General features: G+C 64.5%; 12 protein-coding genes. 5 read left to right on the top strand and 7 right to left on the bottom strand.

The features are described 5' to 3' along the window. The first annotated feature begins 100 nt into the window (after nucleotides 1-100). The 5 genes from WS49_RS20745 (at nucleotide 101) to WS49_RS20765 (ending at nucleotide 7861) form a co-directional block, all read left to right on the top strand. Nucleotides 101-946, top strand: a complete 846-nt coding sequence (locus tag WS49_RS20745) for a M15 family metallopeptidase (RefSeq protein ID WP_059532780.1) — start codon at nucleotides 101-103, stop codon at nucleotides 944-946. A 301-nt stretch (nucleotides 947-1247) separates the two neighbouring features. After that, the gene (gene tssM / locus WS49_RS20750) at nucleotides 1248-5207 is read left to right on the top strand and encodes a type VI secretion system membrane subunit TssM (RefSeq protein ID WP_059532782.1); all 3960 of its coding nucleotides are present in this window, start codon (nucleotides 1248-1250) and stop codon (nucleotides 5205-5207) included. Then, a complete protein-coding gene (gene tagF / locus WS49_RS20755; protein ID WP_059532784.1) occupies nucleotides 5204-6193 on the top strand; it encodes a type VI secretion system-associated protein TagF in 990 nt (329 codons plus the stop codon). The genes tssM and tagF overlap by 4 nt, the downstream gene beginning before the upstream one ends. Nucleotides 6194-6197: 4 nt before the next feature. Continuing rightward, the gene (locus WS49_RS20760; RefSeq protein WP_059532787.1) at nucleotides 6198-7148 is read left to right on the top strand and encodes an OmpA family protein; all 951 of its coding nucleotides are present in this window, start codon (nucleotides 6198-6200) and stop codon (nucleotides 7146-7148) included. Nucleotides 7149-7213: 65 nt separating this feature from the next. Next, nucleotides 7214-7861 carry a DUF3592 domain-containing protein gene (locus WS49_RS20765; RefSeq protein ID WP_257127686.1) on the top strand — a complete coding sequence of 216 codons (648 nt, stop codon included), beginning with the start codon at nucleotides 7214-7216 and terminating at the stop codon, nucleotides 7859-7861. A gap of 172 nt (nucleotides 7862-8033) precedes the next feature. Here WS49_RS20765 and WS49_RS20770 read toward each other — a convergent pair whose 3' ends face one another. From WS49_RS20770 to tssH, 7 genes are all read right to left on the bottom strand, one after another. Then, nucleotides 8034-10316 carry a phospholipase effector Tle1 domain-containing protein gene (locus tag WS49_RS20770; protein ID WP_059532793.1) on the bottom strand — a complete coding sequence of 761 codons (2283 nt, stop codon included), beginning with the start codon at nucleotides 10314-10316 and terminating at the stop codon, nucleotides 8034-8036. Further along, entirely contained in the window at nucleotides 10309-11040 is a 732-nt protein-coding gene (locus WS49_RS20775) for a hypothetical protein (RefSeq protein WP_373557198.1), read from the bottom strand. Before WS49_RS20775 ends, WS49_RS20770 begins: the two co-directional genes overlap by 8 nt. Nucleotides 11041-11269: 229 nt before the next feature. Continuing rightward, nucleotides 11270-12070: a DUF3304 domain-containing protein gene (locus WS49_RS20780; protein WP_059532799.1), complete on the bottom strand. Its 801-nt coding sequence runs from the start codon at nucleotides 12068-12070 to the stop codon at nucleotides 11270-11272. A 13-nt stretch (nucleotides 12071-12083) separates the two neighbouring features. Then, a complete protein-coding gene (locus WS49_RS20785) occupies nucleotides 12084-13106 on the bottom strand; it encodes a DUF4123 domain-containing protein (RefSeq protein WP_059532802.1) in 1023 nt (340 codons plus the stop codon). Then, nucleotides 13106-15667, bottom strand: a complete 2562-nt coding sequence (locus tag WS49_RS20790; RefSeq protein ID WP_059532805.1) for a type VI secretion system Vgr family protein — start codon at nucleotides 15665-15667, stop codon at nucleotides 13106-13108. Before WS49_RS20790 ends, WS49_RS20785 begins: the two co-directional genes overlap by 1 nt. Before the next feature lie 65 nt (nucleotides 15668-15732). Further along, nucleotides 15733-16854, bottom strand: coding sequence for a type VI secretion system protein TssA (gene tssA / locus WS49_RS20795; RefSeq protein ID WP_059532808.1), 1122 nt, complete (start codon nucleotides 16852-16854; stop codon nucleotides 15733-15735). A 43-nt stretch (nucleotides 16855-16897) separates the two neighbouring features. Then, nucleotides 16898-19567, bottom strand: a complete 2670-nt coding sequence (gene tssH / locus WS49_RS20800) for a type VI secretion system ATPase TssH (protein ID WP_059532810.1) — start codon at nucleotides 19565-19567, stop codon at nucleotides 16898-16900. Nucleotides 19568-19577: the final 10 nt, after the last annotated feature.

The raw sequence follows: 19577 nt of genomic DNA on the forward strand, positions 1-19577 counted from the left end.
GTTTAATTCACCGCGATAATATAGCCCGGCCTCTCAAAGCAGCCTGATTCTAAGAGCAAGCATTGCAAAACACAATCAATTCCAATTTCCGGGGATTTCGTTGATTGCCGTCGCACTCGTCGCCTATTTCGCCCTTGCCGTCGCGGTCGCGGCACTGTTGCTTTTACCGGGTATCCGCACGGCGGTTTTCGAATCCGTCGCCCAGTTTCACGGCCGCCTGACACGCCGTGCGAACGCTCGCGCCGCACGCACGCGAAGTCAAATTGTTAAATCGGCAACCGTTACGCGCGGCGCATTAAGCGATGTGCAAAATTTACTGATTCGGCGGCGCTTGATGATTATGGTATCGGCAGGTATTCTTGCGACGCCGCCATTGGTGGCCATTGCGTTACGCGGTCGGCAATTGTTTCAGTACGACGACACGGCGCGCGTGCCCGACGAAAAGATCGCCGCGCTGCTGCAGGGCGAACAACTCGTGCCGCCCCCGCCGTTGCCGCCGGAAGTCTTTGCCACGAAGGAAGTCGAACAGGTGCGGCCGGCACTGAAGGATGCAAGCCGCGACTGGAACCTGCTGGATCCCGATTTCCGTACGCGTTTGTTGCTGGTCTACAAGATCATGCACGAACAATATGGTTACGAGATGGCGCTGCTGGAAGGTTATCGGAGCCCGGAACGACAGAATCGGCTCGCGCAGATGGGCACCAACGTGACCAATGCGGCGGCCTTCCAGAGTTATCACCAATTCGGGCTCGCGGCCGACAACGCGTTTCTGCGCGACGGCAAGCTGGTCATTTCCGAGAAAGATCCCTGGGCGATGCGCGGCTACCAGTTGTACGGACAGGTTGCCGAGCAGGTCGGCCTGACCTGGGGGGGCCGATGGAAAATGATGGATCTCGGGCACGTGGAATACCATAAACCCGGTTTTAAACTGGGACGCGGCAGCTAGTCAGGGCTGCCGGACAAGAAATAATGAGGGCGGCATGGGGCTTTTTAATCATCCGGCAGGAAACGATTTGAGCGGCGCAATCGATCGGGCATTCCGTTGCACGATTTTTTCCGATCGCCGCTTCCGTTTTAATTCTCACAGCGTCCTTTCATTATTGCGCGCGCCTTCTCCGATGCCGCGGGCGCATTGATGCCAGCCCCTTTCATCCCGTTTGACAGCATGGCGACACACCGCGGCGCCACGCTTGCCGCTCGGCGCGCCTGCGTCGCCTCACCGAATCGCACCGGAACCTGAACGTCCTATGCAACGCATCCTCAACGTGCTGACTCATCCGCGTACGCTCTCGATTGTCGGGATCATCGCGCTAGCGGCGATTCTCTTCATCGTCGCCGACATGCTGCAGCTGCCGCTCCTGTGGGCGGTGATCGCCTTCGCGGCGATCCTCGTGCTGTGGCTCGGCGTCGCGCTGGTGCGCCGCTGGCGCGTGAAGCGCGCGAACCAGCAGCTCGGCCAGGTGCTGGAGGAGCAAGCGGAAAGCGGCAAGATCGCCGCGCCGGCCGCGGCCGCGCTCGCACCCGACACGAAGACGGCCGACCTCGACGTGCTGCGCACGCGCCTCTCCGACGCGGTCAAGACGATCAAGACGTCGAAGATCGGCCAGGTGTCGGGCGGCTCCGCGCTGTACGAGCTGCCGTGGTACATCGTCATCGGCAACCCGGCCGCCGGCAAGAGCAGCGCGGTGCTGAACTCCGGCCTGCAGTTTCCGTTCGCGGACAAGAACAGCGCCGTGATCCACGGCATCGGCGGCACGCGTAACTGCGACTGGTTCTTCACGACCGAAGGGATCCTGCTCGACACGGCCGGCCGCTACTCGGTGCACGAGGAAGACCGCAGCGAATGGCTCGGCTTCCTCGGCCTGCTGAAGCGCTATCGCCCGAAGGCGCCGATCAACGGCATCATCGTTACCGCGAGCATCGCCGAACTGACGGGCAACCGCCCCGAATTCGCGATCAACCTCGCGAAAAACCTCCGCCAGCGCGTTCAGGAGCTGACGGAAAAGCTCGAGGTGTTCGCGCCGGTCTACGTGATGTTCACGAAGGCCGACCTGATCACCGGCTTCACCGAATTCTTCAGCAGCAGCGACAAGCACGAATACGACCGCGTGTGGGGCGCCACCCTGCCCTACGAGCCTGACGACAAGCGCGACGTCGTCGCGCAGTTCGACACGCACTTCGAGGAACTCTACGAAGGGCTGAAGGAAATCAGCGTCGCGCAGCTGTCGCTGTCGCGCGGCAACCAGCTGTCGCCGGGCCAGTTGAGCTTCCCGCTCGAATTCTCGACGATCAAGCCGGCGCTGCGCGCGTTCCTCGCGACGCTGTTCGAGAACAACCCGTTCCAGTACAAGCCGATCTTCCGCGGCTTCTACTTCACCAGCGCGCTGCAGGAGGGCGAAACCAACAGCGCCGCCGCGCAGCGCATCGCGCACCGCTTCGGCCTCGACGCGAGCGCGCTGCCCAAGCCGCACAGCGCGTTTTCGAAGAACGGCTTCTTCCTGCGCGACCTGTTCTCGAAGGTGATCTTCGCGGACCGCCAGACCGTGCGCCAGTTCGCGAGCCCGACCAAGACCCGCCTGCGCTACGCGACCTTCTTCGGCTTCGTCGCGGCGCTCGCGCTCGCGCTCGGCGGCTGGACCTGGTCGACGATCGGCAACCAGCAGCTCGTCGCGAACGTACAGGCCGACCTCGACAACGTCACGCGCCTGCAACAGGGCCGCAACGACCTGCAGTCGCGTCTGCAGGCGATGGACATCCTGGAAGACCGGATCGAACAGCTCGAGCAGTTCCGCCGCGACAAGCCGGTGTCGGTATCGCTCGGCCTGTACCAGGGCGACCGTCTCGAACAGCACCTGCTGACCGAGTACTACAACGGCGTGCGCCAGATCCTGCTGGCGCCGGTCTCGCAGAACCTCGCGTCGTTCATGAAGGACGTGAACGCGCACCCCGAACAGCTCGTGCCGATGACGCGCCCGCCCGAATCGGGCGCCGTGCAGGGCGGCGCGATTCCCGTGTCGACGAACCCGCCGGGCGCCACGCCGCTCGCCGGCGCCGCGCAGGGCGCATCCGCCGCGACGGCCGCCGCGCCGCAACAGGCGGCGGCACCGCAGGGCGGGCTGTACAGCGACGCGTCGCCGACCAACGTGCAGGACGCGTACAACGCGCTGAAGACCTACCTGATGCTGTCCGACAAGCGCCACGTCGAACAGGCGCACCTGACCGACCAGCTCGCCCGCTTCTGGCGCGGCTGGCTCGAGACGAATCGCGGCAACATGCCGCGCGACGAGATGATCAAGAGCGCCGAGCGCATGATCTCCTTCTACCTCGCGCGCGTGAACGACGACGACTGGCCGATGATCGACGCGAATCTCGCGCTCGTCGACCAGACCCGCGAGAACCTGCGCCGCGTCGTGCGCGGCATGCCGGCCCGCCAGCGCGTCTATGAGGAAATCAAGGCGCGCGCGTCGACCCGCTTCGCGCCGATGACCATCGCGCGCATCGTCGGCGACGGCAACCAGGGGCTGGTCGCCGGCAGCTATGCGATTCCGGGCACGTTCACGCGCGAGGCGTGGTTCGACTACGTGCAGCCGGCGATCCGCGACGCGGCGACCAAGGAACTGCAGGCGAAGGACTGGGTGCTGAACACGTCGACGCAGGACGACCTGACGCTGGAAGGCAGCCCCGAGCAGATCCAGAAGACGCTCGTCGGGATGTACAAGACCGAATACGCGCAGCACTGGCAGAAGTTCATGCAGGGCATCGCGGTGCAGGGCTTCAGCAGCTTCGGCCAGGCCGTCGACGGGATGAACCGCCTCGGCGACCCGCAGGATTCGCCGATCCGCAAGATCCTCGAGACCGCGTACGACCAGACGTCGTGGGACAACCCGTCGCTGGCGAACGTCGCGATCAAGAAGGCGCAGACCGGCGTCGTGAACTGGGTCAAGCAACTGTTCACGCGCTCGCAGGCCGGTCAGGTGGCCGCCGCGAACATCGACATCAACGGCAATCCGGCCGAGGTGCCGATGGGTCCGATCGGCCAGGAATTCATCGGGCTCGCGCGGATCGTCGCGACGCACGACGGCACGTCGATGCTCAAGGGCTACATGGACTCGCTGTCGAAGGTCCGCACGCGCTTCAACGTGATCAAGAACCAGGGCGACCCCGGCCCCGGCGCGCGTCAGCTGATGCAGCAGACGCTCGACGGCAACGGTTCGGAACTCGCCGATTCGCTGAAGTTCGTCGACGAGCAGATGCTGACCGGCCTCACCGATTCGCAACGCAAGTCGCTGCGTCCGCTGCTGGTGCGCCCGCTGATGCAGGCGTTCTCGGTGGTGATCCAGCCGGCGAGCGCCGAAGTCAACAAGGTGTGGAACGCGCAGGTCTACCAGCCGTTCCAGAGCTCGCTCGCGACGAAGTACCCGTTCGCGGCGAACGCGAAGGTCGAGGCCGGCGCCGGTGAAATCGCGCAGGTGTTCGGTCCGGACGGCGCGATCGCGAAGTTCGTCGGCACGACGCTGGGCCCGCTCGCGGTGCGCCGCGGCGACACGCTCGCCGCCCGCACGTGGGGCGACATGGGCATCGGCCTCACGCCCGACTTCACGAACGGCTTCGCGCGCTGGGTCGCACCGCTCGCCGGCGGCGCCGCAGGCGGCACGGCCGCGGCGGCCGAACCGCAGACCGTGTTCCAGATCCTGCCGCAGCCGAGCACGGGCACGACGGAATACACGATCGCGATCGACGGCCAGCAACTGCGCTATCGCAACACGCCGCCGCAGTGGACCAACTTCGTGTGGCCGAACCCGCAGGGCTCGCCGGGCGCGACGCTGTCCGCGACGACCTTCGACGGCCGCACCGTGCAGCTCGTCAACGAACCGGGCCGCTACGGTCTCGAGAAGCTGATCAACTCGGCGCAGCGCAAGCGCCGTCCGGACGGCACCTTCGACCTCACGTGGGTCCAGGGCAGCGTGAACGTGTCGGTGACGATGCGCATCATCAGCACGTCGCAGCCGACGAGCGGCGGCGGCGACCAGCCGCAGCAGCAGAGCCTGCGCGGCCTGCAACTGCCGTCGTCGGTCGCCGACGCGAGCGCGGGCGCCGCGCAGAACGCGACGCAGGCGGGCACGGGCGCGCCGGCCGCGGCACCGGCACCGGCACCGGCGCCGGCCGTCGCGGCCGCCGCCGCAACGAATGCACAGGGGGCGCAATGACGCAAACCGTTCAGGCGCAGATCGCCTACTTCGGCAAGATTCCGTCGCGCGGCGACTTCGTGAAGAGCCCGCACAATCCGCAACTGCTGCAGACGCTCGATCGCTGGATCGCGCAGGCGCTCGAACTGCTCGCGGAAGATCCGCGCTGGAAGATCGTCTACGAGGATGCGAAGCCGATGCATTTCGCGTTCCTCGGCTCGCGCAGCAAGCTCGCGATCGCGGGGCACATGGTCGCGAGCCACGACGTGTCGATGCGCCGCTTCCCGTTTCTCGGCGCGACCGCGCTCGAGGTCGACCGGCCGCTCGCGTTCCTCGCGCGCAGTCCGCTCGCATTCGCCCGGCTGTGGTCGCGCGTCGCCGCGCAGATGCCGCCGCTGCTCGCGAAGGAGGAGCCGCCCGGCGCGCTGCAGGCGCTCGGCGACACGCAGGTGCCGATCGACGTCGGCGGCCCCGGCACGTCGCATGACGGCACCTTCAACGACTTCATCGAACACCAGTCGCTGTATGGCCTGCAGCAGATGCTGCTCGAAAGCGGCCATCCGGTCCGGCTGCGCGGCGCCATGCTCGCGCTCGGCTCGCTGCTGCGGCCCGTGATGCAGAGCGGCTCGTCGCACATCGAGCGCGGCCTGACGCTGCCGCTGCCGATCGACCCGTTCTATCGCAGCCTCGTCGCCGCGTTCTGGCTCGAACTGATCGCACCGTTCGTCGCGCAGGCCGACTTCGAGCTCGCGATCTTCATCGGCACGATCGCCGAGCGCGAACGGCTGATCATCGGCTTCAACGGCGCGTCGTCGAAGACGCTGCTGAGCGTCGTCGACCCGCAGACCTACGCCGCCCACAACATCGACATCGACGATCCCGAATGGATCGACGCCCATGCGCAAAACGATCAGCAGATCAGCAAGCTCGTCAGCTACCTCGACCAACCGCAACTCTCGTTGCGCGTCGCCATCGACGCGTTCCGCGAAGCGTTCATCGGAGGCTGACGGGATGCAATGCACGATTCACGTCCGCCGCACGCGCTGCTCGGCATTCGTTGCCGCCCTCGCCGCCGCCGGCCTCGTCGCCAGCGGCGCGGCCCATGCGCAGAACACCGGCGGCGCGACCGTCACGCCGGTCGGCAACGGCACGGTCGCGACCGCGGCCCTGCCTGCGAACGCCAACCCCGGCGCCGCGCCGGCCACGGCGTCCGGCACGGTGGTGCACGGCACGGCCGGCACGATCTCGCCGCCGCCCGCGAACGCGACGCCCGGCCAGGTGGTGGTCGGCGGCAAGGTGCCCGACGAGGCGACCAAGGCCGCCGTGCTGCAGAAACTGCGCGACACCTACGGCGCGACGAACGTGGTCGACCAGATCGAGGTCGGCGACGTCGCGACGCCGCCGAACTGGAGCGCGAACGTGCAGAAGCTGCTCGGCGCGCAGTTGAAGCAGATCAGCAAGGGCCAGTTGAAGATCAACGGCACGCAGATCGAGATGAAGGGCGAGGTGCACAACGAAGCGCAGCGCCAGCAACTCGCGAGCGACATGGCGAATACGCTGAATCCGACGTACACGATCAAGAACGGGCTGCGCGTGTCGGCGTCCGAGCAGGGGCTGCTCGACCAGACGCTGGCCAATCGCACGATCGAGTTCGAGACGGGCAGCGCGACGCTCACGCCGCAAGGCAAGCAGATTCTCGACCAGATGGCGGCCGCGCTGTCGAAGCTGCAGAACCGCACGGTCGACATCATCGGCCACACCGACAACTCGGGGAACCGGACGTCGAACATCGCGCTGAGCCAGGCGCGCGCGGATGCGGTGAAGGGTTATCTGATCACGAAGAGCATCCCGCCGCAGCAGATGACGACGACGGGCGTCGGGCCGGATCAGCCGATTGCGCCGAACGATACGGCGGAGGGGCGGGCGAGGAATCGGCGGATCGAGTTCAGGGTGGGGCAGTAGGCGGCGATTCGTAGGCATCGCGCGCCGGGGACCGGATAGCGGCAGACTCGTCCCGTGGATTGTGCATGCTCCAGCTGCTCGCGCATAGTCAACCGGTCAGTCACCTCACCGACCCACTATCGAATCCAGCGATTTCTGTGAAATACGCAATACGCTGCTTGTGGTTGGCCATCCTCCTGTTCGTTGGCGCGGTCTTCGTGCTGGTGGGTATAGGCGGCACGATCAATTCCGCCATTCTTGTTCGCGCTCGTGCGTGGCCTCACGTTACCGCCGTTGTCGAGCGATGTGAGTTGTCTCTGCGATACGGCAAGTCTGGTGCGACATGGGAGGCGCACGCCGTGTTCCGCTATGGCGCGGGACAGACGCAGCAGTATGAGACGACGTGGCAGCCTGCCGGGTCGCCGGAGTATTCGCGTTCGGCCGCTTCGAATATCAGTCGTGAACAATTCGCCGCGTTCACGAAGAAGTATTGCAGCGCGGCAGCGAATGAAGACCTGCGCGTTTCGCCGATGTTTCCGGGCATTGCCCGGCGCAACGAAGCGGTTGAGGGGCGCGCATGGGTGCGTGAAATCGGAATCGGTCTGTTTGTCCTGATTGGTGGGCTGTTACTATGTGCGGCAAGCATTTCGATGCTGCCGTGGATCGAGGATCGCAAAAAGGCACGCGTGAGGCGCAACGTGCGGCGGACGCGGAGACGTGTCGGCGGGGCGTGAGGCGCCACGGCCCGGGCGGGTTCCGCTGCATTCCTTGCAGGCTCGGGTCTATGCTGAATCTGCGGCGAGCCGGGTATTTCAGCGATTCTGCATTCGAACAAGACGGATTTCTGCAGGAGCGCTCTTCTCTGAATACGTTTGAGGAAAGCGCTCCGTCATCCCGTAACGCCGGTCAACGGATAGGTGGCGTTGCACCGCCCTTGTAACCCCTTGCCCACTCTTGACTTTGTTTAGCGGCCTGGTCGATACGTGCCGCAACGCGATCATCCTTCTGGCGCTGCTTCGCCTCCTTGGCCTCATCGGTCACCCCGAACTCATCCTTGTCCCGTGTCCGGAAATACAACGCGGGAGCAAGCACATGGTCCTGCCAGCTCGTCAGCAACGTATCATGGACGAGCATGTCGAACAGAGCCATGACGTCCGGTGGCAGCGGATTCTTACCCTCGATGCCTTCCTTCCAGGCAGACACGAGCTCTATTTCAGCTTCGGGCAGCATTGCCGCCTCGATCGCGGCCGCGCTTGCCTTGTTATCGGAATCCCAGATGTCGGGCGTGTTTCGGATGCGCTCCGCCGATTGCTTCAGGCCGTCTTGGTATGATGCGCGCCGCAGCTTCTTGGCAGCCTCCTTCTCGAGACGCTCCCAGACCGTCGAATAGTCGTTCGGCGCTTCAGCGATCAACTTCTCGTAGCGCTTTTGCGCCGCGTCGCTCGCCGCCTTCATCCCCCGCAGCTTCTCCTGATCCGCCGGGCTGCGGCTGGCCAGCATGCTCATGTTGATGCCTTGCCGCTGCAGCTCCCAGTCGAGCTGTGATTTCGTCGTCTTGCGCTGCAGGTCGGCGTCGCTCATGTTTCGCTTCCAGTCGGCTACCGGATCGGAAATCGTGCGGCGGAAGGCAGGATCCATGTAACGCGCTGCGATCCAGCGCATGAATATCTTCGAGTGCGCGAGCAAGTCGACGCCCGCCTTACGGGGCACGAGGGCGTAGTATGCGTCGACGAGTTGTTTGATGCGGTATTGCTTGCCGTCACAGTTGATGGGGTGGGCGATGGAAAACTTGTCGAAAGTCTTGCGCTTGTAGAGGTACATATCCTCCATCATGTCTATCGCCACGCCGGCCTTCAGTGCCTCCAGAAGCATGTCGCGAAGCGGTATCCTCATCAACTCCGCATTCAGACCGAGCGAACCGTTTACCGCACCGCCGACGACGTCGCAACTCGTTCCGGGGTAAAGAAACTGCTCGCCGCGCGTTTTTTCCAGACTGTCAAGGCGCTGATAGAAGCGCATTTCATGTGCGGCCGCGAAATGAACACAGCGCTGCACGCTTGCGGGTATGCCGAGATGACGGTCTTTATAGTTCGGTTTGATCAGCCCCATATATGGCATCAATCCGATCAGTTCGCCAACCTCTTCCGACATGATTGACGAAACTGCATCGAATAAACCTACAAACTTGATTTGAATGGGGACACCCTCGATTGCCAGGTCTGTATCGTCCCTGCGCTTGTACTTCTCCGCCAGATCGTTGACGAACGCCCGCGCCAGCACGCAGCCCCGATCCGCACCGAATACCGATACCTCGATGACGCGCACCTTCGGCATCTTCTTTTTCACTTCATTGTATGCATCCTCGAACTGTTTTTTTGCGGCGATAAGGCGGGTATCAACACCTGTTCCGAAGACTCTCGCCATGACCGCGTTGTCACGTACGATCGGCACGTTCTCCATCACCAGTCCGACGAAAAGACCGCGTGCAACCGCGATGGCCGTCTTGATCGGATTTCCCCTGATGTTGGCCTTGGCGTCATTCTTCGCGTTGCGCCACAGCAGCCTGCCGGTTGCCTTGGTCCGTTCCCAGAGTCGTTCCGGCGACGCGTTCAGCACGTTCGTGATGCGCCGCGCCTGAGCGGGAATGCGTTCGATGTCCCTGCGCAGATCCGCGAATGCTTTCTCGATTGGCCGGAATGAAAAGTCCCCGCTGAGAATCTCCATTCCCGCCGCCTTGGCGCGCTTGCCAAGATCAGCCTGATCGATCGGTGCCTTCACTCGCGTATATGACTCGCCGATCTTTTTCGCAGAACCGGCGGCTTTCTTCGCTCCCAACGTGAGTGCCGCCTTCTTCGTATTTTGCCAAGCGTCGCTGTCGCTGTCGTCGTTCAACGGTGTACCCAGGCCCGAGTAATAGTAGCGATACCAGAACTGATTCACGGGCCGTCGCACGTCCTTCATTTCGCGATGTGCTTCCCAAAGCCGCGAAATGTTCGAGTACTGCGAGCTCGCCGAATCGTCGGTGTCACGGTTGCGGCCAAATCCATCAAAGAAGAATCCCATGCGTATCGTTGCTCCACACGGCATGCAATCGCTCTTCGGATACATGGTTTCATTCTGGCGGGCAACTTGCATGTACACCGATAGTGGAGTCGTATCGTCAGGGTCGAGCTTGATTTTCTCAGCCATGTTTTTTCTCCTCTGCCCGCTGCGGCGGCAACAACCCCATGGGAACGGCCGGCACCGCCACTGCCTTGAATCTTCCGCTCCGCAGTTCGGACAAAACGCTCGGTGGCAGCGCTTGCATCGACTTCGAGAACGCCCCGGGCTTACTGCCGGCGGTTTTCAGTATCCGCTGCACCTCAGGATGCGCGTCGAATCGGCTATTCACGAGCAGTTCGAAATACGCATACTGCTCGAGATCGTTGACATCGGTCAGCCGGTATTTCAGCCACGCGGCAGCGACAATGCGCGCAATGCGACGATGCTGCTGATCGTCACGCTCGTCGTATCGCTTGTTCAATTGCTCCTGGTAGTGACTCGCAACCCAACGAGACACATCAATCATCGGGATTCGCGATTCATCCGTCGGCGCACCAGGAAACTGAAACTCGACGTGACGATCCGGATAAAAATGAACCGCAAGAATTCGAGCTCCTACGTTTTCCGGAATCTTTGACGGCGGCAGCATGACCTTTGCTTCTGCGTGAAACGTTGCTTCGTCTCCCTTATGCCACTGGTCAACGTCGTAGTAGTCCCATTTGACGGTGAAATCGGTCCCCTTGAGTTGATAGCAGCAAGTCACGCCTCCCCCCCCGCCCGGCATGCTGTCACCGCCGCCGCTAGCCTTGTTGCCGTAAGCATCGGTGATCGTGAACTTGTCCAGGTTATAGGGCAGATAGTTCTGGGCCATAACGGAAATCCCGCTGTATGTCGGCTCCGATTTCCCACACGCAGTCACGGCCGTCACGAGCAGACACCCCGCCAGGACACGACTCGCCAACCTCGAAAATCTCGTTGCTCTATTCACTGATGTTTTCCTTCCGAATATCGTCCATGCATTGCCTGCATCTCGCTGTACCAGCATGGCTCCGCCTGTCGCGCAACACGCACCCGTCTCTCGTTGACAGAGCCGCCGTCTTCTAACCATGTCCTGGCTCGTCCGTGCGTATTGACGGCAGCAAGTCGTCGTGAATCGCCGGTACAGCGACGGATTCAAAGTTGTCGCTCGTCAGCGCAGAAAGCACCTTCTCGGGGACACTCTCCATCGACTTCGCGAACCTGCCGGGTTGGCCGCCGACAGTCCGCAAGATGCGCTGAACCGTCGGATGAGCATCGAATCGGCTGTTCACGAGCAGGTCGAAGTATGCGTATTGCTCGAGATCACGCAGGTCTGTCAGACCGTACTTCAACCACGCGGCGGCCACTGCGCGCGCAATGCGCCGGTGCGACTGCCCGTCCGTATCCGCAAATTTCCTATCCAGTTGCGCCTGGTAGTGCGTCGCCATCCATCGGGAAACGTCGACGATCGGAATACGCGGATTGTCGAGAAGCTCGCCGGGAAATTGAAGCTCAACATGTCGATCCGGGTAGAAATGAACTTCGAGAATACGGCTGCCGACCTGCTCGGGAAGGGGTGACGGTGGCATCACAACTTTCGTCTCGACTTCCCGCTCGTGCGCGTCGTCCATCGTCCACCGATCTGCGTCGTAATACTTCCATGCGATCGTGAACTCGGAGCCCTTAAGTCGGTAGCAGCACGTCACGCTCCCCCCGCCCGTGCCCGGCGGGTCATCCCCACCTCCGCTTGCCTTGTTTCCGAATGCGTCCGTCACTGTGAAGCCGCTTATGTTGTACGGCAGATAATTCCGTCCCATCACCGAAATCCCGCTATACACCGGCTCCGAATGCTCGCAGGCGCACAAAACCGCAAGCAGGAACATACCCAGCGCGGACTTACACCAAGCCACGAAGCGCCTCCGTCAATTCCCGCTCGTGCGCATCGCGAATCGCATCCCATGTCGTATCGTCGATCGACGCCAGCGCGTCATTCAGCGTCGTCTCTCCGTGAGCCACGGCTCCAAGGCACGCTCGCACCGCCGGATGCTCGTCGAACCGCGGCGCAATCAAGAGGCCCGTCATCACGTAGCACTGCAATTCCGCTTCGTCGGCGATCCCATGCGCGGCAGCGCGATCGAGTTGCTCGACAACCTCGCCATACAGTTCCGCATCCGACAAATGGTCGACCATCGCCCCCATCGTCTCGCGAAACTTCAGCACGAGCTTGTCCGGATACCCGAGCTCGATCAACTTCGCGTGCTGCCGCTCGCTCAGACCCGGCGCGTCACTTGTCAACATCGCCCCTTCGATCGCCGGCGCGTGGTTGCGCCACACGACTTCGTCGAGCCGCCGGTCGCGATACCGGATTTCGTCGAACGGGGCGACAAACTGCTGCGCCTGCATATCGCTCCACACTTGTCGAAGCCGCGCGAATACATGGTTGTCGAAGAAAAACAGGTAGTACGCGCGGCCGTTCGCCAGCGTGTACTTCACGTACCGGCGCAAATGCGCATCGAGCGCATCGAACGACCACGTCGACAACAACCACGTCACCGCGTGCAGATCCACCGCGTCCAGCCACAGCTGACGCAGCAGATGATGCTGCTCGGCATCCTCGGCGTCGAGCGCGTGACGGTCGAACGCAATCAGGTATGGCGCGATGTCCGTATAGGCATCCAGCCCTGTATCGGTCCAAAGCGACGCGTAACGCAGGCCGCGTAAGGTCGCGAGCCGCGCGTCCAGTTCCTGATAGCCACGGGTGTCGACGAGCACGTAAAGCTGCAACGCACGGCCGTCGCCGGTCCCGCGCTCCAGGGACGTCCTGAGCGTTTCGACGAACGCCGGCCATTCAGGCTCGCGTGGATTCGGCAGATCCGCGGCGGTCTCGCCGGCGACATCCGTATCGTCAATCTCGTCCATCAATCCGCCTCGACCATCGATTCACGACCGCTATGTGCATTCAGCACGCATTGCTTGCACGTGCCGCCCGGCATCGCGGGCAGCGGATATTGCATGCTCGTCGGACCGTTGAACTGGTGCTGAGCGCCCTTGAAATCCACTTTCCCCGGCGCGTGAATCTCAATGTTGCCGCCCTTGATGCGGATGTAAGCACCGCCCGACGTCAGCAATATCTCTTGCTTCGCAGCCACGTCGACAGCCTCGGTCGCCGCCACCATCTTCAGCGTCTTCTGCGCGGTGAACTCGATATTGTCCGCGTGCGCCTGAACCTCGACCTTGCCCTTCGCGGCGAACAGCTTCATCCCCGCGTTCTGCGCGAACAGGCTGACGCGATCGCGGATGCCTGCGATCAGCGATTTCCCGCTGGTGATGAACGTACTTTGACCACTGACGATATTGGTCTGCCGATCACTTGCCAGATGCACCGACTGCTGCGACGCCACCCCGATCCCCGCCGGGCTCGCGAACAGCATCACCGGCTCCTTGAACGCGTTCGCATTCCCCGTCCCGCCGCCGGCCGTCCTGCCCCCGCCCGCGCTCGCACCGGCCACGCTGTTCTGCGTTGCATCGGCGAACTGCTTCAGCGCATCGTGACCGGCGCCGAGACTCTCCGCCTGATGCATCTCGCTGACCTGCGACATCGACTCGACCAGCCCCTGCGCATTGGCCAACTGCTGCTTCGCCTCGCTCACGTCGAGCGGCTGGCTGTTCGCCTGCTTCGGATGCGTCGTCACGTACAAACCCTGCCCGGCGCGCATCGCACCGTACGCATCCGTGCGCAGGTCGAAGCCGGAACCGAGATACGCACCGCGCGTATTGCCGTTCTGCTCGATCAGGTAGCCGAGGTGAAGCAGCGAATTCGCGCTGCTGCTGAACAGGCGCGCGCGGTTCTGCCCGGTCGCGTCGTCGAGCACCATCTCGTTGTGGCCCGACCCCGCATACTCCTTCGACCGGAAGCCCGACAGGATCCCGTCGCTATGCCACTGCGGCTTGACGGCGCCGTTGTACACGCGATGCATGACGATCGGCCGGTCGCAGTCGCCGCCGATGTAGCCGATCAGCACTTCCTCGCCGACCCGCGGAATATGCACGCCGCCGTAGCCGCCGCCGGTATCCGACTGCACGACGCGCATCCAGCACGATGCCGTCTCGCGGCCTTCGCTCTGCCGGTCCCAGACGAACATGACCTTGATCCGGTTCAGCTCGTCGGTATACACCTCTTCGCCCTTCGGGCCGACGACGACGGCCGTCTCGAGCTGCATCGCCGGCTTGCGGTGCTCGAACGGGCTGCGATACGACACGCTCGCGCGCTGCGCCTCGACCTCGACGAGATAGAACCCGGCGGAACCGTCGTCATGCCCGACCTGAAACGCGGCCGCCTCACCGTGACCGGCCTTCGCCTGCGCCAACTGATCCTGCAGGCTATGCGGGAAGTTCGCTTCGTGGTCCGAGATCGGCAGATTGTTTTCGATGTAACGCGTGACGCCGATGGCCGCGAACTCGCGATCGCTCGCCGAATCGCGATCGTGCTCGGGATGACCGGTCAGCGTGAAGCGCCGGCCGGCATCGATCGCGCGCACGCCGCCCACGCCGAAGAAGCGCTTCGCGCGCGACTCCCACTCCTCGAGGCGAATCTTCGACAGATGTTCGCCGCGGTCCTGGCCCGGATACGTGTACGCGCCGGTGTATTCGTAGATTTCCGCCTGCCCCGGCAGGTCGCCCTGGCCGGCCTTCGTCGGCAGCGACGTGCCGTTCGGATTGCCCGCCGACGACGGCGATTTGTAGTCGAACGTGCGCGTCGTGTGCAGCGTGCTTTGCAATGTCCGCGACGCGGCCCATTGCGTGAAACCGGCCGTTTCGGTTCCCGTGCCCGAGCGGTCGAACGTGACGGCATTCGGCGACAGCGCATCGACTGCATGCACGTCGTCGGTGATGACGAGCGTATGCGACTTCCCGTCTTCGCCGTGCCGCCAGAAACCGAACAGCCCTTCGTCCTCCATCAGCCGATGCACGAAATTCCAGTCCGTTTCGCTCTGCCGGCAGTACGACCGCGACGGCAACGGCTTCGACAGCGCGAACTGGTATCGGCCCCTGGCCTGCGGATGCATGTCGAACACGTCGGCGAGAATCGCGTCGACGGGCTTGTCCTGCCAGTACCGCATGTCGCTGCGGAACTTGAGGAAATGCATCCACGACGCGAAGCGCAGCTGGTAGCTCGACAGGCTGCCGTCGGCGCCGAGCCGCCGCGCCGTGTGCACATAGCCGTTGATCGGCAGATACGACTTGTCCGCCTGCTGGATCCACAGCGTGATCGGTTGCGCGATCAGCGTCTTGAGCTCGACGTCGCTCGCCGTGGACACCAGATCGAGCGTCACGCTGAAATCGCGACCCAGCTCGGAACGGGTCACGGCGCGGCGCGGCACGAGCGCATTGTTCGGCAGCGACGGGATGTCCGTCTTCAGCAAGCGGTCCTGCTGAATCAGGCCGCCGCGGATCGCCTGTGCCAGTTCGGTCACGTTCATGCGTCTTCCTGTTCTTGTTGCCGCGAGCCAGCCGGGCCCGCGCTCTCAGGTCAAGGTTCCGTCGTTCAGGACTGCTCGTCGGGCCTTACCCCGAGCAGTTCGCGGATGTGCGACAGCGACCCGTCGTCCTTCACGACACTCTCGAGCCACTTGTGCAGCGGCATGTCGGCCCATTCGGCGGCCTTGTCCGCCAGATACGCGACCGGGCTGTGCGGCTCGGTCTGGCGGAAGTAACGCGCGACGGCACGCAGCTGGTCGACGGCCTGCGCACGGTTCTGGATGCCGGCGATCATCTGCGTCACCGGCGGACGCGGAGCGGTCTGCGACTGCACGTGGGTCTCCTCGCTGTGGAACGTGTCGCCGAAGCTCGGCTCGATACGCTCGGGCTGCGCCTGCGGCGCCGACGGCGCATGCGGCGCGCTCCCCGTATATCCCTGCTCGCGCGCGAAGCGCTCGACGAGCCGATACACGGTCTCGAACGCGTCGCGCGCCTGCCGGAAGCTCGGCGCCGAATCGCCCGCGCGTTCGACGAGCCGCTCCTCGAACGCATCGAGCGCGAACTCGAACGCCTTCAGGTTCGCGAGCAGCGTCGTGTAGAACGCGATCGACGTCACGCGCCGCGACGCATCGACCTGCTCGACCGACGGTTTGCCGCGCGCGATGTCGTCGGCATGTTCGGGGTCGCGCTTCACGGCCTGCGCCACGTGCAACGCGACTTCCCAGTCGAGCGTGGTGAACGCGTTCGACGCGCCGTCCGTCACCGGAATGCCGCGCAGCAGCTCGGCCGTGCGGCCGGACAGCCACGCGACGTTGCCGAGCCGGTATTCGACGTCGTCGCCTTCGGGCAGCGGATGAACGGTGTCCCAGTAGTCTCGGCACAGGCCTTCCAGCAGCGCATAACCTTCGGTGAGGCCGGTGATGCCGTCCTCCAGCGCGAGCGCCTCGGTCAGCCACACGGCGAGCCGCAGGTCCTTGGTGCGCGTGCGCAGCAGCTCGCCCGCGTGATCGACGACGAAGCCCCAGTCGGCCTCCTTGATCTCGGTCACCCACTCGCCCTGGTCGAGCGTCGGATCGTCATAGCGCCGCGCGTCCTGGATCGCGTCGAATTCGTTCGAGAACAGCAGGTCGTCGCCGCTGGGCGACGCGTCGCTGATCGGCGTCAGCAGCTCGGGGAGATTGATCGGCATGGTTCAGTGAATCCGTTGATGCATGAGATGTCGCGCGCGGGGCTCATTCGACCGTGTACGCGAATTCGCCGGCCTCGTCCGCGCGCACCGCGATGCGCGCGATGGCCGCGCCGTCGGCGATCCGGCCGAGCACGTGGCCCGCGATCTCCGGCAGCAGCGTGCCGTTCAGGATGTGGTCGACGTTGCGGGCGCCCGAATCGACCTCGGTGCAGCGTGCGAGCACCGCGTCGACGAGCGATTCGTCCCACTCGAACGCGGCCTTGTGGTTCGCTTCGATGCGGCGGCGGATCCGTTCGAGCTTCAGCTCGATGATCTCGGCCAGCACGTCGTCGGAAATCGGGTAGTACGGCACGACCTTCATCCGGCCGAGGAACGCCGGCTTGAACGTCTTGTACAGCTGCGGGCGCAGCGCCTCGGCGAGCGCGTCCGGATCGGGCAGCTCCTCGGCCGGCTTGTTCAGGCACGCCTGCATCACCGCCGCCGACCCGACGTTCGACGTCAGGATGATCAGCGTGTTGCGGAAGTCGATCTCGCGCCCTTCGGCGTCGTCCATCGTGCCCTTGTCGAATACCTGGAAGAACATCTCGAGCACGTCCGGGTGCGCCTTCTCGACCTCGTCGAGCAGCACGACGGAATACGGATTGCGGCGCACGGCCTCGGTCAGCACGCCGCCCTCGCCGTAGCCGACGTAGCCCGGCGGCGAACCCTTGAGGCCCGACACGCTGTGCGCTTCCTGGTACTCGCTCATGTTGATCGTGACCATCTTGCGCTCGCCGCCGTACAGGATGTCGGCCAGCGCGAGCGCGGTCTCGGTCTTGCCGACGCCCGACGGCCCGACGAACATGAACACGCCGCGCGGCTTGTTCGGATCCTCGAGGTTCGCGGTCGCCGTGCGCACGCGCTGCGCGATCGCGTCGAGTGCATGGTCCTGGCCGATCACGCGCGCGGTCAGCAGCGGCTGCAGGTTCAGCACGGTGTCGATCTCGTCCTTCACCATCCGGCCGAGCGGAATGCCCGTCCACGCGGCGACGATCTCGGCGACGACGTGGCCGTCGACCTGCAGCGGCACCATCGGCTCGCCGCCCTGCAGCGCATGCAGCGCCGCGACGCGTTCGGCCAGCTTCTCGCGCGTGGCCGGCACGTCGACCGGCTCGCCGTCTTCGGACGGGCCGCGCGCCTTGTCGAGCGTCTCGCGCAGCACGGTGATCTCGGCGACGATCGCACGCTCGGCTTCATAGCGCGCCTCGTCCTCGGTCAATTGCGCGAGCGCCGTGTCGCGTGCGCCGCGCAGCTCGCCGAGCCGCTCGTCGTGCGCCGCGCCGCCCGCCGCCTCGCGCTCCAGCGACGCGATTTCCGCGTCGATGCGCTCGATGCGCTTCTTCGTGTCGTCGATCGCCGCCGGCGTCGCGCTGTGCGCGAGCGCGACCTTCGCGCACGCGGTGTCGAGCACGCTGATCGCCTTGTCCGGCAGCTGGCGACCGCTGATGTAGCGATGCGACAGGCGCACGGCCTCGGTGATCGCGTCGTCGAGAATCCGCACGTTGAAGTGCTTCTCCATCAGCCCGGACATCCCGCGCAGCATCGCGGCCGCGAGCGGCTCGCTCGGCTCCTCGACCTTCACGACCTGGAAGCGCCGCGCGAGCGCCGCATCCTTCTCGAAGTACTTCTTGTATTCGCTCCACGTCGTCGCGGCGATCGTGCGCAGTTCGCCGCGCGCGAGCGCCGGCTTCAGCAGGTTCGCCGCGTCGTTCTGGCCGGCCTGGCCGCCCGCGCCGATGATCGTGTGCGCCTCGTCGATGAACAGGATGATCGGGTGTGCACTCTTCTTCACCTCGTCGATCACGCTCTTCAGGCGGTTCTCGAACTCGCCCTTCACGCTCGCGCCGGCCTGCAGCAGGCCCATGTCGAGCACGTGCAGCGCGACGCCGGAAAGCGGCGGCGGCACGTCGTCGGCCGCGATCCGCAGCGCGAGGCCCTCGACGACCGCCGTTTTGCCGACACCGGCCTCGCCGGTCATGATCGGGTTGTTCTGGCGGCGGCGCATCAGGATGTCGATCGCCTGGCGGATCTCGGCTTCGCGGCCGATCACCGGGTCGATCTTGCCGTCGCGCGCGCGCTGCGTGAGGTTGGTCGTGTACGTGTCGAGCGCGGGCGTCTTCGACGGGCCGGCCGCGGGCGCGGCGCCGTCGGCGGCCGGCGCGACGTCGCCGTCTTCCGCATCCGCCTGGCGCGGCTCGGCCTCGCTCGAACCGGCCATGATTTCGTCGAACTTGTGCTTCAGATCCGTCACGTTCATTTCCGCGAACTGCGACGACATGCGCTGCGCGAACTGCGCGAGATCGGGCGCGGTCAGCAGTGCGAGCAGCAGGTGCCCCGAGCGGATGCGGCCGAGCTGCGAATCGAGCGACGCGATCAGCCAGGCCTGCTCGAACAGCGCGATCAGGTGCACGGAGAACACCGGCGTGCGCGTGTTGCCCGTCTTCAGGCGCGTGAGTTCACGCTCGAGATCGGCACGCAGCGCATGCGGATCGACGCGGCTCGCGCGCAGCGCGAGCGGCAGGTCGCCCGTCGCTTCCTCAAGCAGCGCGAGGAACAGATGCTCCAGATCGACTTCGTAGTGGCCGCGCGCCAGGCACGCGCTCGCCGCGCGCTCGGTCGCGTGCCGGCACAGCGGATTCAGTTTCGTGATCAGGGTCTTCAGAGGCGTGCTCATGGCGTCGATC

The sequence above is a fragment of the Burkholderia sp. RF7-non_BP4 genome (assembly GCF_001521935.1).
Classification (GTDB): Bacteria; Pseudomonadota; Gammaproteobacteria; order Burkholderiales; family Burkholderiaceae; genus Burkholderia; species Burkholderia diffusa.